Raw genomic sequence first — 17,837 nt, 5'->3', positions numbered from 1 at the left:
ATGGCAGCTTTTCGAGAATTAAGCGTAGAACAGCGCATAAAAACGCTGGAATCAGAGTGCGCGCTTAGCGGCGATTTTGCGCAACTTCTGCTCGAGCAACTCGCGCAAAGCAGCGAAACAAACATTCCTGCAAGCGTTGCAAACAGCATGATCGAAAATCAAATCGGGCGATTCAGCCTGCCAGTAGGCGTTGTGCGCGGCCTAAAAGTAAACGGCGTTACTCGAAACGTGATGATGGCTACGGAAGAGCCGTCCGTAATCGCTGCCGCATGCAACGGCGCAAAAATCGCGTCGAAAAGCCTAGAAAACGGCGTTGTTGCACGCAACGAGCATTACGTTACGCGCGCGCAAATCGTTTTTGAAGACGCGGACGGAAGCGTAGCCCAAAAACTAGATAGCATAATGCGAGACGAGTCAAAACGCGCGGCGATTAGTGAGATTGCGCGCTCCGCGCACCCATCAATATACCAACGCGGCGGCGGATTAGAACGCGCGCAGGCGGCGGCGTTAACAGGCTTCGCCAAGCTAACACTAGACATAAACGCGTGCGATGCAATGGGCGCAAACATTGCAAACACCATTGGCGAAGCTGTTAAAACCCAGCTGGAAAGCTGGGTTGGGCGCAAGGCGCTGGTGGCAATTCTTGCCAACTCCAGCCGCGCGGCAACAGTCGCCGAAGTGCGCATACCCGTAGAAGCGCTTGTGCCTAGCGCAAAAACTGCCGCGGCTGGAGATGCCGACGAGCGCTGCGAGCGCATAGGCAGTGCTTGCGAGCAACACGAAGAACAGACCGCGGAACAGCACACCTCGCAGCGCACCGACGGCATGCGCCTTGCGCGCCGCATCGCCGCCTTAAGCTCCCTGGCCGCCGTAGACGCGGAGCGCGCTGCAACCCACAATAAAGGAATCCTAAACGGAATAGTGGCTGCAGCACTCGCATCGGGCAACGACACGCGCGCATTGCAAGCCGCCGCGCACGAATGGGCCGCAAAATCTGGCCGCTACATGCCTCTTTCAACGTGGACCTTGCAAAATAACGACCAAATCCTTTACGGCCGCATCGAAATCCCATTGCAAATCGGCACAGTGGGCGGCGCAATCGCCTCGCTCCCAATGTCAAAAATCGCGCTGCACCTTGCTAAAGTCAATAACGCCAACGATTTTCGAAACGTTCTAGCAGCCGTAGGACTCGTGCAAAACCTGGCGGCTCTTCGCGCACTCGCGGGCCCTGGAATCCAGGCTGGTCACATGCGCCTTCAGGCCGCAAACATCGCTATATCATGCGGAGCGCGCGGGGACGAAATTCAAAAGGTTGTGCACGCGCTTCTAAACAAAAATTCTTCCGATTTGAACACGAATTCTGCAAGAATAATTCTTGATGATTTGCGCAAGCGCAGGAACACGTAAAACCATAAAAACGCGCGGTTAATGGCCATTTTTCCGCGGAAAAGTCGCAAGCATCCGCGCCGTAAAATTTACACCACTAAAATCGTCCTTAAAAAATTTACACCACTAAAATTACACTTAAAAAATCGCAATTAAAAAAAAATAGGAAATCATGAGCAATACTTCACAAAACACGCCAGGCAACACGCCCCAAATTCCGCCAAAAGTTGGCATCGACCGCATAACTTTCGCAACCCCAAATTGCTACCTAAGCATGAAAGATCTTGCGATTGCGCGCGGAATTGACCCAAACAAATTCACAATCGGAATCGGCCAAAGTCAGCAAGCGGTGCCGCCAAATCATCAAGATATCGTAACGCTTGGCGCTCAAGCTGCGCTGCCACTGATGCCATACATCGATAGCAACCGCCTCAAAATGGTGATCGTTGGCACAGAAAGCGGCGTCGACGCCAGCAAATCCAGCGCGCTCTACATTCACAAACTGCTGAACCTTAGCGCTTGGGTGCGATGCGTGGAAGTAAAAGAGGCGTGTTATGGCGGAACTGCGGCGCTTATGATGGCTCGTGATTACGTTTTGGTGCATCCTGGCGCGCAAGTTTTGGTGATTGCTGCAGACATTGCGCGCTACGGCGTTGGAACTCCTGGCGAGGTGACGCAAGGCGCTGGCGCTGTGGCGATGCTTGTAAGCGAGAATCCGCGCGTGTTGCAAATCAACGATGACAGCGTTGTAAAATCGGCGGAAATCCAGGATTTTTGGCGGCCCGTATATCAAAGCACGGCTTTGGCGCGCGGAAAGTTTTCGACCGAGCAATACATTCGCATGTTTTGCGACGTCTGGCAGCGATACAGTGCGGAAAACGCCTGCAATTTCAACGATTTTGAGGCGATTTGTTTCCATCTTCCGTACACAAAAATGGGGCTTAAGGCGCTTCGAGCTGGGCTGGAGGAAAATTCGGGCGCGCCGCACTCATGCGATGGCGCGCCTACTACTGACGATACTCGCGAACGTCTTCTTGCGCGATACCAAGACAGCACACAATACAGTCGTCGAATCGGTAATATTTACACTGGCTCACTCTATTTAGGCTTAATTTCTTTACTTGATTACGATTATTTTAGGAATTCTTGCGATTCATCAGAGTCTGCTTGCGACTTATCTTCCGCAACGCACTCAAACGAATCGCCGACGCGCCCGTCTCCCCTACTCCCAGGTCAAAAAATCGGCTTATTCTCTTACGGTTCGGGCGCTGTAGCGGAATTCTTTAGCGCAACACTTGTTCCAGGATGGCGAAGCGCGCTGTTTTCCAATCAGCACATAAAAACATTAAACAATCGCACGCAATTAACCGTTTCGCAATACGAGGAGATGTTCAACAGCGCAGCGCCTTATTCTCCGCAAGATTTTGTAAGCAGCCAGAAGAATCGAAGTGGCGCGCGATTCGTGCTTGACTCCATCAAATCTCAAGAGCGCAACTATCGTTCTATCTAGCTGTAGTGCGATTGTACCTTAAAATACGGCAGGTCATGTCATTCGCGCGGTCTAAGCGCGCTATTCCTCACGGCTATTAGTAGCCGTGAGGCTGATTTGGCGCATAAAGTCCACTGGACTTTATGCCTTAAGCCAAATCACGCTTTGAAGGAGCTTGAAATGCGCTATGCAATTTCAAGCTCAGTCAAAGCGCCTTTCACGCTACGCTCTAAGCGAAAAGGCAGGTCGTCGCGCAAACACACTACACATACACACAAAATATTGAACAAAAAAGCAAAATAAACAGCAAGAAACAGAAAATGACACTGGAATATTGCTTGCTCGCTACAACACACGTGTTAACACCGTTGTGCGATTACATCATTCCAAACGAGAGTATCATACTTGCTCATGCATCACCAAGAATACGCAAAGTATTAGGATACTGTTTTTTCACAGCATCTACAGCACTGATAAACGTATTTTGCATAGTAGGATACGAAGCTATATCAGATGATTGAAGAATATCGTTAACTAAAATCGGTTTTTTCTGTGCAGAATCGTATACGTTATGCCATGCACCACCAAGGCGATGCGCATAGTTTACTAAATCGAACGCACTCATCCAACCATATTTTTCAACAACAGACTCTACAATCTGCGAAGCATACTGACTTGTTTCATGATTAGGCGCATGAGTAATGCGATTGCGACCAAATTGCTTAAACGCGTTATATACACTAGGTTCTACAGGACCATATTCCCACGCTTGAATCTCATCAGTAAATAAAGGTTTACTAGGATTATTACGTAAAGCCTCAACTTGCGCAAAATACACAAGCTTGTTCAAAGCGAGATTTGTTAATGCTAACGTCTTGCCATGCTTTTCAATGAAGATTGCTGCTATATCTAATGCTTTCATGTTCAATCTCCTTTCAACATATACAAGTATGTAAAAAGTCGCTAACACTTAACTTTTAATAGAATTCTAAAGGCGGATGAGGCGAGATTCGAACTCGCGGTAGGTTTCCCTACAACGGTTTTCAAGACCGTCTCCTTAGACCGCTCGGACACCCATCCATGTGTGCTCGCTACGCAATATGCACATCAATCACACAAGCGAATAGCCTACCATAATCCCTAGGAAGAACGCGCAGGCTCGCACCTAGTCGCGCCTATTTCCAAGCAACTCCAGCAAGTACACAAACATGTTGATGAAGTCCAAATAAAGATTAAACGCGCAAATAATCGAAACGCGCTTAATCATTTCTGGCTGATTAGCATAGGCTTCAAAAATCGCACGCGTTTTTTGTGCATCGTAAGCCGTAAGACCTGCAAAAATCAACACTGCAATCGCAGCAATAAATCGCATAGTTCCAGCGCTTGGAGCAACAAACATAAGAATTACCTGGCTCACGCACAACACCAACAAAGCCACCATAAGAATCGGGCCAGCCTTAAGCATATTCACTTTTGTAGTAAGCGCAAGCATTGTAAGACACAGGAAGAATCCAGCAGTTAAAGCCAGAACCATTGCAATAGAGCCTAGGCTAAACACAGTAAAGATCGTGCTAAGTGTAAAGCCTGTAAGTGCCGCATATGCATAGAACATTGCACGCGCAGCAAAAACGCTCATTTTCATAACGCGCATTCCAAGCACAACAGCAAGCACCACTTGCGCAATAATAATGCCGAAGAAACCAAACCTACCCGTAGCATACAAGTAAGAGTAAAGCGCACCCGTGCTTTGCGTAAACATTGCAACAAGCGTTGTAACTATTAAGCCAACGGTCATCTCTGCGTAAACGCGACGCACACTCACTCGCTCCGCCTGCTCGCGCACATAAGTAGCCTGCGAGTCTACAATTGTTGGGTTTTGCGCAAAATCGCCAGCATAATTGCCGTTAAAACTTCCAAAATCTCCCATATATCCTCCTAAATCCTTATAAAACACTATAAAACATTATAAAGCCCTATAAATCCTTAAGTATCTAATTATAGTACATTTGTACGACTATGCGTGTCGTGCTACAAAAAGCGGAAATGTAGGTCGTGTCGTTCGCGCAGATTAGCTGCGCTCACGTCTTCGCCGCCGTAGAAGCACACCGTGCTTCTACGCTAAGCGGCTCAGCGAGTCGAGGTGATTTCTCGCGCATTATGCAGCTCGAAATCGTCGTTCGCGCGGTCTACGCGCGCGAACGTCTTCGCCGCACGTAAAGTCCACTGGACTTTACGTTTAAGCGGCTCAGCGCTCCGAATTGCCTTTTCGCGCTACGCTCTAAGCGCGAAGGCAGGTCGTCGCGCGCTCACGACTCAGGCGCATCCTCCACTCGCGGCGCACCATTAATATCGCGATGAATCCCCTGCATCTTCGCCTCAATTGCCTGCAAATTCTGCGCGCACTCAAGCAGCGTCTTAGAATGCTCCGCCAACTTTGCGTCTGGCAAATCCGCCTTATAGCGCAACGCATGCTCCAAACTCGCCCAATAATCCATTGCAATTGTGCGGAATTGCACCTCAACAGGCGTGTAATGCGCGCCCGACGACAAAAACACTGGCACAGCGTAAATCACATGCAAACTGCGGTACCCATTCGGCTTTGGGTTTTTAATGTAGTCCTTAACTTGCAGCACCTGAATATCCGTTTGCTTGGAAAGGTATTGCGCAACCGCGTACACGTCGTCGCGATAGTTGCAAATCACGCGGATTCCAGCCACATCGAACAGGTTGTCGCGAATCGAACGCGTTGATATGCTTAGGTTTCTGCGTCGCAGCTTCTCAAAAATCGAGTGCACGGATTTTAGTCGCCGCTCCATGTGATGCACGGGGTTGTGCGAAAATCGCACCTGAAACTCGCCGTCCAAAATCTCCAGTTTCGTGCTGATTTCGTACATCGCGCCTTCGTACACTTGCATCATGTTTACGAATTCGTACATTTGCTCGGGCGGAAGATGCGGCGTTTCGCTTTTTATAGGTGATTTTTGCGCGGACTTTTCGTCGGCGGTTGCTTGCGACTTTTCCGCGGAAGCGTCTGGCGATCCACCATCGCCAGCCCCTTGCAAGCTGGCGTAAAGTTCGGCCAAATTTAAACGATTATGACGATCAAGTATCACGTCTTTTTATTTTACTCGCAATTTTGCTATAAGTCTGATAATCGCCTGAGAATATGCACAAGTGACAACATATAGTGCGATTGCGCGACGACCTTCCTTCGCGCTTAAAGCGTAGCGCGCGAACGACTTTCCGCACTTTGTACCAAATTTGACCTAAATCACGTACAAAATGCGGAAAAGATTGACGCACTTTGTACCAAAATCCGCCTAAAACACGTACAAAACGCGGAAAAGATTAATCGAGAATGTTGTAAATCACGCAACGGCCACAGGAACTCCCGCAGAAAGCAGCTTCTTCTTAAACTCAATCGGCTTCAAGATATCGCAATAATCAAATCGCACAACCCTAACAACTCCGCAATCCATAAGCCACCGCTCTCTATTGCGTTCTTTCCTAACTGCATCACGATTATATCTATATAAGTTATTTGTGCTGAAGTTGTTGATATTTTCAACACTTCCGTCAAAATCCTCAGTACGCAAGTCGTAAGCAGCCGAGCGGTTATCAAACAAAGTTCTATCTTCAATCAAATATTTATCAGTGCCATCCAGCTCGCCAACAATAATTTTTCCGTTAACTTTCCACATAAAATCTGCGCGATATGGGCTCTGTGGATAATTCGGGTTTGGAAACTCGTGCTGCAATTCTGGTTCCACAAAACCAAGCTCAAGCATTATCGCCCGCGCAAGTGACTCTCCGCCGTTCTCGCTCTTAGGGTTCGCATAGTTTACCAAAGTCTCCATTCGCGACAAAACATCAAATTCATCGGTGCCAAGAAAATTTGGATTGTTAATAGGCGAATAATTTACACCATAAAAATCCGCGTTTTTTGGATTCTGAACACTGTTCAAGAACTGCGGCGTATCGCTACAACAATCCATGGAGCCGTAAAATTTACGACAAACACGCAAAATTTTGTTAAGATCTTCACCTTTTCGAGCAGCAGAATCGAAAGTTGCTAGCGACTCGGCGAACGACCCCTTCCAAGCGCACACGTAGAGAACGTTGTAAATGCTGGCAACATGACTAATAGCAAGTTCTTCATCAGTCGCAATATGCCCAAATGACGACGCCGTCAAAAGATTCGTATTTTTTACTGTGCCGCTATTAGCGCTTGTGCCCTTGCCAATAATTGTGCCGTTGCTCACATTTTTATGTCTATTTTTAGTAAAATCATCTAGCCTTATACCAGATTCATCTTCTATTATGTTTGGAAGTTTTAGTCGGCTATATTTGTGTCTAAATGCACTTCGCACCGATTTTTTCCGCTCTAAATCAGATTTTTTCTTGTTCGAAGCAAATTTTTCCGCATAACTAGACGACACGTATATTTCGGTAAGCGAATGATGTATGTAAGGCAAGTGAACCACCTCCAACCCCAGGAGCACGGCGGCAGTTTCGCCAGTAAAATTCCACTTTTTTATCTTTATCTTGTTTGTAAGAGTGACTGCAATACGCTTAACTTTATCTTTGTACAGCAATTGATCCCAGTGATCACGAATAGCGTAGAAGCCGTAATATGGCTCGACTAATTTTCCTGATTCTAAGCAGCGTCGCAAGTCTGTTCGAGAATTGCTTTGAGAAGCCATAAGACATGACTTAGAATTCTCTGACTCAATAAGTTTTTTAAATAATTTATCGGGTATGCCGTTAATATTTATTTTCTTTGACATATGTTGATAATAAATAACGTTGTTTTTGTATGTAAAGAATTTTTTATCAATGTGGTTAAAGGCTATAAAACGTTGAAAAATCAGGAAAAGCGACGCACTTTGTACCACATTTGATCTAAATCACGTACAAAAAGCGGAACACAACTCCGCACTTTGTACCAAATTTGACCCGAATTACGTACAAAAAGCGGAAGTATCGCTCGCGCGCGGCCCACGCGCCGCGCATCACTTTGCGCGCAGTTTAATCTCGCCGCGCCCAACCCATAGTATATGCTTGCCGCGAATATCCCACTTGCGCCGCCTCTTACCAGCCGCCGCCGTAATCATCATGGAAAGAATCGCCGCCGAGAATATCATCGCTATAACAAACAGCGTCATCCAAAGCGGCCACTGCACATGGTCTTCTGGCGCCGCAACAGGGTCTGGCAGCACGCGATACCCCGTAACCAGCAGCCTATGCGAGTTAATTCCGTACGGCGTGCACGTAAGCAGCGTTGCCAAATCTCGCCCAGGCTCGCGCTGCAGCAGGCTTATATCGTGCGGATCCACCACGTTTATGCGAAACACCTTGTATCGCAAGGTCTCGCCCTGCACGTCTAGGTAAAAGTAGTCGCCCTTTTTAAGGTCGGTTAGCGAGTCGAACATGGTTGCGTTCGGCAAGCCCGTATGCGCGGTGATCACGGTGTGCCGCCCTTTGCCGCCCACTGGCAAATCCGTGCCGTACAAGTGCCCCGCGCCTCGCGCCAGCGTCTCTTGCATCGTGCCGTGGTAAATCGGCAGCTTTACGCCAATCTTCGGGATCTTAACAATGCCAATAATGCCCATCGGCTCCTCAAGCGTTTTAAGGTAGCGCTTGTAGCCAGGCGTATTGGTTATATCTTCCTGCCCATCGCCGCCGTACGGGTCTCGCGTGAGCATATCTTTGCGCGTTGCGTTGTAGCGCTTTGCGTCGCGAATGTGCGCGCGCCGCACGTCGCCAGCCTGGTCGTGATTGTACTTATCGTATGCAGTGGAAATCTCCTTAGAAACGTGATTGTTCCACAGCGTTGAGCACACAGGGTAGCTAAAGCACAGAATGCCTGCAAGAACCAGCGCAATCGGCTCTATAATGCGCATCAGTGCGCTTTTCTTTTTAGTTATTTTTTTAGTTGTTTTTTTAGTTTTAAGTGTATTTTGGTTTATATTTTTGTTTATTTTTTGGCTTGAGATTGAGCGTGGAGTTTGCTCTTCGGCTGCTTGCGATTCTTCCGCAGCCAAACCACTCGCGCCAGCCACATTGCTAGTGCCAGCCACATTGGAGGTACGCTTCGCCTTATTCTTAAACAATTTAGCAACCGCGCGCTCGCTCAATGAGCGGCACCAATTGCTAATATCGGCTAGCTTCATAACTCCTCCAAGCTCAAGCTATTGAATTAAATAACTCCGCACTTTGTACCACATTTGACCAAAATCACGTACAAAAAGCGGAAAAACTGACGCACTTTGTACCACATTTGACCTAAATCACGTACAAACTCGGGAAAGATTAGAGCACTTTGTACCAGAACACGCCAGCGTAGAAACAAAATGCTCAACGCATTTTGTTTTAAGCGCTGCAGCGTGTCTTCTGGTACAAAGTGCCTAAATCTTTTGCATGATTAAACCAAACGCCACCTAATCCAGCGTTGGCTAATCACGCACAATCACGCAGCCTGCTCTTCTTCCTTCTTGCGATTCTTAAGGAATACGAACATACCAGAGCCAACAAGACCGAGGCCAATAAGCGCAAAGATAATCACGCCAGCAGCACCAGTCTTTGGAAGCTTGAACCAGTTATCGCCACCATCAGGACCACCATTTGGAAGATCCTTAAAGGTGTAGGTAAAGGTAGCTTTGTCAGCATCATAATGACCACCATCAGTACTACCACCTGCAGGGTCAGCCGTATTTCGAGCAACAACCTGCTCAACCTTTGGAGAAAGAACAAAGCCCTTTGGAGCCACGGTCTCAACAACGTAGAATGGCTGTTGAGCATTTGTAACCTTTACCTCAAAAGCACTATTAGCGGCTGCACCAGTAGCAATACCGTCAGTTCCAGTTCCATTCTCAGCATTCACAAAGTTAGCAGTCGCACCAGTGCAATTAGTGCGGTCATTAGCCTTCACGCAAGCATCTGCCTGGTCTTTATTAGCGAAGATTGCAAACTTAGCGCCAGAAAGAGGAGACTTACCGTCGGTTCCATTAACCTTCTTAATCTGGAACTTAACAAACTTAGTTGTTTCGCTTCCGCCAGGAGTTGGCTTTGGTTCTATACCCTTGCCGTGACCTGGAATAAAGCCAGACTCGTTCTTAAGACCTTTTGCAATAAAGCTGCTTAAATCTTTTGCTAATGTAAACTTTACCGTAACATCAATTTCTACTGGTTTTGTATTAAGCGTATTTGCTTTTGCAGCAATAGCTTTAAGGCCTTTATCCTTAAAAGTAACCTTATAACGCGTACGACCATTCTCAATACCATTCGTACCAGTTCCAACTTCCGACGAAACGACATAATCTTCATCATTACCTTTCGTCATATCGTTTTGCTCACCATTAATTTTTACTTTATTAATGATTGCGTCACTAACATTTTGATATGCTGCAGTTTGAACATCATCGTAGATAGCGAAGTCCAGAAGATCATCTTTAGTAAGATCCTTACCATTAGTAGCCTTTGTCTTATTCAACTTAGCTTTAATAGTGTAAGTGATTTCATCTCCAGAACCAACCGTCTTAGTGGTATCTGCTGTCTTAGTAACATTATCCTTAATGTACGCGTTCTTTGGCTCGACCTTTACCTCATACTTGTAGCTGTTGTTCGTTGCCTTTTCAGCACGAGTGATTTCTGGAACAGTCATGAAGAATGGAGCAACATCGTTAGAATAATTCTCAGCAGCAGCAACTTCTTCAACCTTATACAAGCCGATTGGAAGATTGCTGATGGTTACTTTACCATTGGAGCCAGTTGTAAACAGAGTCTTATCAGTTTCACCAGCAGCTGGCGCAGGATTTTGTACTGCAGTTCCTAAATCGCCGTCTGACAAAGAACTAGGATTTGCATTAAGAGCTGATACTTTAGCAGCAACTTTTAACCAATCATCATACTGTTTAAGATTAATATCTGTGCCATTAATTTTGTTAACTGGAGTCACCCTAAACTTAGCGCCAGCAACACCAGTTTGTTTCGCCTGTTTATCTTGGCTATTGAGTTCATCCTTGTACTTATCAATCTCGATGGAACCAACGCATTTCTGATTTGTCTGATCCCATGGTGCCTTAGAAGCATCACATGCAGCTGGAGTCTCAGCCCAAGCGGAGCTACCAGCAACCACGGCGCCAGCAACGCACAGCGTGCCAGCCATCGCGAGCGAGGCCACCGCGGCCACGCACTGCTTTGTTATCTTATTAATAATTTCTCCTTGTTTGTTTTGTTCTTGCGAACACTTTGAGAGATATATGTTATGTTTTGTGTTTATATTAACTAGTTTCGTCAACCAACTTCCGCCAATCACAGCTTGCAACCAGCATCCGCCAGTTAAGCCAACTTGCAATTAACTTGCACTAGCTAATCTGTTTAGTTATCATTTTCAGTTTTGATTGAGCACAATCATGCGCCCAAACCCTCCCGCAGGTTTTACGCTGCAGAAAATATCTTCATCAGCATCGCCACCTTTCGGTTATCCACCATTCGATGCGCAGCATTACGCCGCCACACCACTCGGCAGTTTTGCGGATAAAAACTTTAATCAGTGCTTTGCGCAACAACACCTCAAGCATCGCGCGCCCCCACTTGGTCTGGTCAAGGAAGAACCCAGCCGCCATGGCGCCCGTGCCAATCACGCACACAACGCTCATAAGCATGTTCCAGTTCACGCAATCTTCCCCGCCCGTCTTTGGCAGGTTAAATGGCTCCACAACCTTAACTGGGAAGAACTTTGCGGCGTAGTCAATGCCCTTCGTTCCTTTAAACTTCATAGCGCTAACAATATCGCTGCCACTCGGAACGCTAATCGTAGTTCCATAGTTCATAGCAGCTTTATACTCGCCCAAAGCTTTTAACTTCAACGCAAACACTGCGCAATAGTACTTTCCAGTATCCGTAGGCGCTTTGGAGTTTGAAATAAATCCGCGCGAACGCTCCATAGTGTTGGCAGTGCTATCGAAAAGCAAAGGGTTCTTTAATACATCAGTATCGCAACCATCACCATTATTACTACCCTTACGGCATTTCTCCTGCTGCTGGAAGTTCGCTCGCCCCCACACCTTCTGATTATCGCCGCCGTTAAGCTTAAAGAACAACTTGTCGAGATTTTCGCTCCAAACCTGAGTTTGGTTCTTGCTGTTCGCATCCCTGCACAAAGTTCTTAGCGTAATGCCGTCGCGCTTGGCCGTAGACCACGAGTCAACACCAAGGTCGTGCAGCAATCCGATTCCGCGCATAACAGTAACGCCAACCTTTCTGTCAACATTTGCAATGTTATCTGTGGAGTCAACTTGGCCGTTATTGGTATCGGAATTATACACACTATGGTCAAAATACTTGTAAACGTTAACATGCAAATCGTTGTTACCAATAGCTGGTCTAGTAACCTTCACCTTTGCATAGATAGGGTGATCCTTGTTGATGGAGCCTTCGCCGTCCGAAGTAGAGCCGTCTGGGTAGTGCACAACAACCTCGGCCAAGTAATCGTCAGCGTCTTGCCACTTATCTGGGCGGAAGGTGACGGAGCCTTTGCCAGTGGCGTCCGCGCTGGCTTGCTGCTTCTTGCCATCTTTCAACTCTGGCTTGCCGTCTTTCATCTTAACGTTGTCTTCGCCATCCTCGAAGTTCGCCCAAGGCAAATTGGTTGCTTTCGAATTTGTAATATCGCGAGCCTTAACAAAGCGCTTAATCTCGTACCAAGTGCCTTTAGGCAGAGCGCCTTCCTTAACGTTTTGCAAGTCGTAATCAGGAACGCCGTTAGCATTAACCTCAGTGCTGCCTTCGGTAACCTTCTTCTTGCTTTGCGGCGCACCCGAGCTTATATCAGCCTTGTGATTATTAAGATTCTTGTCAAAAGTACTACCAGCCTGAATTTCTGGAATCTTCGTATAAGTAGGGTTATACAGCTGGTTGAGGTTATGAATACGCACATAGAATGTGTCGATTTTGTAGCCCTGGCCGTCTGTGCCGTATGGATTACCCTTAGCGTTCAGCACGCTTGGAGCTGGATCTTCGTTCTTCTTAGACTTGAGTTTAGCCTCAACAGCCTTCTTAAACTCATCAGACTTCTTATCGCCCCTTATAGCGTAGACCTTGCACTGGTAGTCTCCAGTCTTCTGAGCCTTTCCGCCAAAGAAGCCGCGGGTGCGCTCAGAAGTATTATTACTATTGCCGCCAGGAACCCAATCGTCATACAGCAAGTCATCAGGCTTGCAGTTGTTACGATCTTTGATACACGACTTTTGCTGATTGAAAGTAGCATGTCCCCAAATCGTTTGCTTCTTAAACCTTAAGCCGTCTTTTTCGATATCTTTCGCATTCTTAACTTTACTATCAACATGACCAGGCAGAGTGTTGTAAGTATAGTCGCTATACTTGCCATCCTTGCCCTTCTTGGAGCAGATTACGTGCTGATGAAGTTTGCCAACAGACTTAGTCATCCACGAGTCGAAGGTTGCATCGTTAGGTAACGACTCGCCTACTTTAAGGTCGTAACCATTGCCCATATACGCATTAGGGTAATTCTTATACAACGTAAGGCCGAACTGATTATTCTTGTCGTCGCGCGTAACCTTCACCTTTGCATACACAGGGTGCTTGTAGTTAATAGATTCTGGCTGATCCGTAGATGTGCCGTCTGGGTAGTGCACAACAACCTCGGCCCAATACTCGCCAGCGTCCTGCCACTTATCTGGGCGGAAGGTGACGGCGCCGTACTCGCGAATTGAAGTGGTATCATTTGGTTGAATCTTGTTATCTTTCTTAACAGGATTGCCTTTATCATCGCGCTTAACGTTATCTTCGTCACCCTCTAAGTTAGCCCAAGGGTACGTCTTGGCCTTATTGTTATCTTTATCTGCGCTCTTTATCAGCCTCTTAATCTCAAACCACGTGCCCTTTGGGAGTCTATCCACAACAATGTCATCTTGATCTTTCGTTGGAACGCCGTTGCCGTTCTTAATGCTCGTAGGCTGCTTCGAAGAATTGCCATTGCTATCAACAAAATCGCCAATCTTAAACTTACCAGCCTCAATAGTGCCAGTCTTCACATAAGTCGGGTTGTACTTTTGGTTGTCGTTAAGCTTTATCTTAAAGTGGAAGGAGTCTACAGTCCACTCTGTGCCCCTAGTGGATGCAAAAGTGTTGCCAATATCAAAAGCAAAGCCATAGTTTGCGCCTTGCTTAACTAAGCCATCAAACGTTTTAAGCGCATCATTATATTGCTTCCCTGCTCCAGTGTGAGCCTCGTGGAACGCAAACACCTTGCACTCGTACTCGCCCGCTTTTTTAGGCGTGCCGCCAATCAGCGCGCGAGAACGCTCCATAGTGCTGCTGTTCCACTCTCCCTTAGAAAGGTATTGATTGCCATCTGTGCAGTTACCATTCGCACACTTAGGGTCATTGTCTCGAATCCACTGGCGGAAGTCCTGGAATTGCAAGCCGTCAACGTCGCCGCTTGCTTTGTTCTTGCCCTCGGCAGGCTTAAGCAGCGTGTACGGAGCCTTAGGGTCATCCTTCTTATGGCACACGGCGCGGAAGGTAATAGGACCCTTTGCGTTAGTGGACCACGAATCCAGCACAATGCCGTCATCCTTGGCGCCTTTACCAATCGACTGGCCTTTTGTAAGCTCGCGCGGCTTTTGGCTACTCGCATTGTGGTAGTTAATATCGCCGCCAAATGCGTTATTATTTATGCTCTTGCCGTTAAGAAGCTTAAGATTCAAATCCTGCGGATTACTAGTAACCGTAAGGTCTTCCACCTTAACTGGGGCATACACTGGATTACCACCATTACCAGAATCAGGATCTGCCGAAGTAGAACCATCAAGATATGTAACTACAACAGGTGTTTTATAATCACCCGCATCCATTGGCTTTTCTGGACTAAAAGTAACTTTACCTGTTTTATCTCCACCGTTTGTAAGTGAAGACCACTTAAGAGGATCCTGACCCCATTTACCATATTTATTAAGCGTAAACGATTTAGCAGGCAACTTCTTTGCATACTTTGTGCCGCGCCTATCATCTTTTTTACTGTGAGGTTCAGTAGATTGTTTTGACGACCCAGCAGTAACAGTAGTATTATCCCACTCAGGATAGTAGAAGCGAGACATTGGTTCGACTTTGAATTTTGCTTGCAAATGCTCTATAAGACGATCGTTTGGGCTACGTTTACAGTTATACAGCGAAGGGTCAGGATATTTTACTTGCACATGGAAAGTTATTGTATGACGCTTATGTTCTGGACCAGGGTTAAAAGATACATGACCAGTAAGTGGATCTAGCCAAGCATGACCTGGCGAAAGGGTATGTGCAGTACCATAATTATCATCGTAAGTAACTTTTACCTTATTACCTTTTTCGTCTGTTGGCTCGCCTTCAAAGCTATATACAAGTCCAGCCTTAGTTGGCAGTTTATATGTCTTGCCACCATCTTTGACGAAGTGACCGTTTACTGTATCGCCATCCCAAGTACCAGTTTCAAAATAGTTTTTTGATTCAAAACTACTGAATGGTTCTACATTCTTAACCTCATCGTATTTCATACCACCTTTAGTAGTTTGGTCTACACCGTGATCAGGCCTATCTCCTATATTGTATTCCTCAAAATCTGGAATACCATCACCATCAGTATCATATGGACCTGAAACTGTATAATGTCGAACAGAACTTGCATTTTCTACATTTTCATTCATATCATCCGTATAACCCATTGCAAAGAATAACTGATAAGGGTCATACCTAGGATCAACATCAGCAGTTACTGTCCAACGATATACTGCCTCTTTTTCTTTCTCCCAAGACTGAAATATTCGCCCGATTTCTCCTCTATTTTTCCACGCATACAATTCACACATTGAAGTTCTATTAGAACCGCAGCCTTTATCTCCGAGCGTAATATCCCAAAAATGATTATATTTATCGCCATCGCTAGGAAGATAAGTATAGCGTTGCTTACCAGGATTATAAAACTGTCCTACTGTTTCGCTGCCGTTACTTTTATTATCCCAATTGTCTTGAGGCTTATGTACAAGAACAATTTTCCCATTATTATTTTCTCTAGCAATACTAATCCATTTTACTTCACGCGTTATTCTTATAGTATCGTCAACAAGACCACGTGGAGTAATCAAATAAAATACAGGTCGAGTATTAAACCTGTTTTTATCGAGCAAAGGATTAAACACACCACGAAAGGTAATTTTCGTACGTCCATCAGTACCTTTTCCAGGCTCGACAAGCGGATAATATTCATCTTTGCAAGTTCCTTTATCAAGCTCATACTTTGTGCAATCGCCAGTTTTCATGTTAACAAAAGCAGAACCAAGATTAGAATGATCAGCCGCAACAACTGCATTGCCAAATTTATCCCAATAAACTTGACCAGCACTTGCCTTCTGTGCAGGAACAACAAAAGTCGCGAGAAGCGTGGCGGCGACTACGAGCATTGCAAAGAGCGCGCGAAGTAGGGTGCGGGCTGGACGTGCGACGGCGCCACCCTTATTCCAAGCAAAAGCGCGCAACGCAAGACGCCCCACGCGTGATGCGAATCCACGTAACCCTGCTGGCAACATAGTCTACTCACCTTTCCTGGCACCGCGAATATCGTGGCAACCCCCAACAAAACTGCATGAAACCATTCCATGCGGCTTGTTCCTCGTTATTCTTAAGTTACTCTTCGCTCACTTGTTTTATGCATTTGCGCGCAACTCCCAAAACGGGCAGAGCACCAGACAAATCCAATACTCAAAAAGCGTTAAGCGCAACATGCCGAACGTTCCAACCAGCACCTGTACAAGCAAAGCCAGGTGACTCCCACTGCCCAACGCAGCATAAACGTTCAGCAATCACTTAACGCAGCGCTAAATGCGCGATTAACTCGGGTGTTAACTTCGCAATTAACTCTGCGATTAGCCCGAATATTAACCCGCGCGCAAAAACAAGATAGCAAAGCGCAGCTTTAACTAAAGCCTTTAGTATTTATACCCCCCCCCCCCCAGAACGAATTGCAAGTTAAAACCTCTACAAATTGCGGAGTGCGTAAAAGTTTTTATAATGATTGACTTTTGCAAAAAAATCTATTGAATACTAGATAATAACCGAATACTTTTATGTAGCAGGTGGAGTGTTTTTTGTGACCCGCGTGTCGCAAAAACCACAACATCTTGTGGTTTGGGTGTGCGCGAACCACAAGCGCATGCAAATCGTAAGGCTAAATCCAGTGCCCGAGCGCAAACATCGCAGCTAATCCGCGCTCAATGTAGTGCGATTGTACTGAATTTCAGTATTTTTTAATACAAACACACTACATCAAAGCGCGAAGACAGGTCGTCGCGCACATTTGGAGCAAAACACTAGAATATTATAAAACCCTAAAACTCTAACTCAGGATTCTTTAACAACTCATTAAACATCGCATTATACAAACGCAAAGGCAGGTCGTGTCGTTCGCGCGGTCTAAGCGCGCTCACGTCTTCGCTTGCGTTGAAAGCACACCGTGCTTTCAACCCTAAGCAAGCTCAGCGCTCCGAATTACCTTTGCGCGCTACGCTTTAAGCGCAAAGGTAGGTCGTCGCGCCCACGTTTGTTTACGTTTTGGCCAATTTTGGGAACAAACTCAGGCACACCTCCCCGCGTTCGTTCCATTTTCAGCGTGTACAGCTACATTTTCGGTAAATCGTTCGTGCGTTACACCGCGCTCACGTCTTCGCCGCGCAGAAGCAGTGCTTCTGCTTTGAGCGGCTCAGCGCTCTATTCCTCACGGCTATTAGTAGCCGTTCGGCTGATTTGGCGCATAAAGTCCACTGGACTTTATGCCTTAAGCCAAATCACGCTTTGAAGGAGCTTGAAATGCGTTATGCAATTTCAAGCTCAGTCAAAGCGCCTTCGCGCTACGCTCTAAGCGAAAAGGTAGGTCGTCGCGCCCACGTTTGTTTACGTTTTGGCCAATTTT

At 46.4% G+C, this 17,837-nt stretch carries 9 protein-coding genes and 1 tRNA gene; 2 read left to right on the top strand and 8 right to left on the bottom strand.

All coding sequences use genetic code 11. The features are described from left to right. A complete protein-coding gene (locus tag D0T20_RS02285; protein ID WP_116438275.1) occupies nucleotides 1-1,407 on the top strand; it encodes a hydroxymethylglutaryl-CoA reductase, degradative in 1,407 nt (468 codons plus the stop codon). A gap of 151 nt (nucleotides 1,408-1,558) precedes the next feature. Next, nucleotides 1,559-2,896 carry a hydroxymethylglutaryl-CoA synthase gene (locus tag D0T20_RS02280; protein WP_116438274.1) on the top strand — a complete coding sequence of 446 codons (1,338 nt, stop codon included), beginning with the start codon at nucleotides 1,559-1,561 and terminating at the stop codon, nucleotides 2,894-2,896. 388 nt (nucleotides 2,897-3,284) lie between these two features. Here the strand turns inward: D0T20_RS02280 and D0T20_RS02275 are convergent, their stop codons facing one another. The 8 genes from D0T20_RS02275 to D0T20_RS06370 all read right to left on the bottom strand — a co-directional run bounded on the left by D0T20_RS02275 (nucleotide 3,285) and on the right by D0T20_RS06370 (nucleotide 16,458). Next, complete coding sequence (locus tag D0T20_RS02275; RefSeq protein WP_116438273.1) at nucleotides 3,285-3,797, bottom strand: Panacea domain-containing protein; 513 nt, start codon at nucleotides 3,795-3,797, stop codon at nucleotides 3,285-3,287. A gap of 73 nt (nucleotides 3,798-3,870) precedes the next feature. Then, a tRNA-Ser gene (locus D0T20_RS02270) sits at nucleotides 3,871-3,955 on the bottom strand. Nucleotides 3,956-4,040: 85 nt separating this feature from the next. Next, nucleotides 4,041-4,802, bottom strand: coding sequence for a Bax inhibitor-1/YccA family protein (locus D0T20_RS02265; RefSeq protein WP_032812822.1), 762 nt, complete (start codon nucleotides 4,800-4,802; stop codon nucleotides 4,041-4,043). 379 nt (nucleotides 4,803-5,181) lie between these two features. Next, nucleotides 5,182-5,988 carry a GTP pyrophosphokinase gene (locus tag D0T20_RS02255; protein WP_116438271.1) on the bottom strand — a complete coding sequence of 269 codons (807 nt, stop codon included), beginning with the start codon at nucleotides 5,986-5,988 and terminating at the stop codon, nucleotides 5,182-5,184. A 255-nt stretch (nucleotides 5,989-6,243) separates the two neighbouring features. Then, complete coding sequence (locus D0T20_RS02250; protein WP_116438270.1) at nucleotides 6,244-7,578, bottom strand: hypothetical protein; 1,335 nt, start codon at nucleotides 7,576-7,578, stop codon at nucleotides 6,244-6,246. A 309-nt stretch (nucleotides 7,579-7,887) separates the two neighbouring features. Then, on the bottom strand, nucleotides 7,888-9,048 hold the full coding sequence (locus D0T20_RS02245; protein ID WP_116438269.1) for a class C sortase: 1,161 nt from the start codon (nucleotides 9,046-9,048) through the stop codon (nucleotides 7,888-7,890). A gap of 296 nt (nucleotides 9,049-9,344) precedes the next feature. After that, on the bottom strand, nucleotides 9,345-11,081 hold the full coding sequence (locus D0T20_RS02240; protein WP_322524484.1) for a SpaH/EbpB family LPXTG-anchored major pilin: 1,737 nt from the start codon (nucleotides 11,079-11,081) through the stop codon (nucleotides 9,345-9,347). 256 nt (nucleotides 11,082-11,337) lie between these two features. After that, a complete protein-coding gene (locus D0T20_RS06370) occupies nucleotides 11,338-16,458 on the bottom strand; it encodes a Rib/alpha-like domain-containing protein (RefSeq protein ID WP_162862660.1) in 5,121 nt (1,706 codons plus the stop codon). Nucleotides 16,459-17,837: the final 1,379 nt, after the last annotated feature.

Origin of the sequence: Gardnerella piotii (assembly GCF_003397585.1) — a bacterium.
Classification (GTDB): domain Bacteria; phylum Actinomycetota; class Actinomycetes; order Actinomycetales; family Bifidobacteriaceae; genus Bifidobacterium; species Bifidobacterium piotii.
The sequence above is the reverse complement of the archived record's forward strand: the minus strand, read 5'-3'. Positions and strand labels throughout refer to the sequence as shown.

Coding starts and splice junctions, on each gene's coding strand:
- D0T20_RS02285 (WP_116438275.1), top strand. CDS start 1: ATGGCAGCTTTTCGAGAATTAAGCGTAGAACAGCGCATAAAAACGCTG.
- D0T20_RS02280 (WP_116438274.1), top strand. CDS start 1,559: ATGAGCAATACTTCACAAAACACGCCAGGCAACACGCCCCAAATTCCG.
- D0T20_RS02275 (WP_116438273.1), bottom strand. CDS start 3,797: ATGAAAGCATTAGATATAGCAGCAATCTTCATTGAAAAGCATGGCAAG.
- D0T20_RS02265 (WP_032812822.1), bottom strand. CDS start 4,802: ATGGGAGATTTTGGAAGTTTTAACGGCAATTATGCTGGCGATTTTGCG.
- D0T20_RS02250 (WP_116438270.1), bottom strand. CDS start 7,578: ATGGCTTCTCAAAGCAATTCTCGAACAGACTTGCGACGCTGCTTAGAA.
- D0T20_RS02245 (WP_116438269.1), bottom strand. CDS start 9,048: ATGAAGCTAGCCGATATTAGCAATTGGTGCCGCTCATTGAGCGAGCGC.
- D0T20_RS06370 (WP_162862660.1), bottom strand. CDS start 16,458: ATGTTGCCAGCAGGGTTACGTGGATTCGCATCACGCGTGGGGCGTCTT.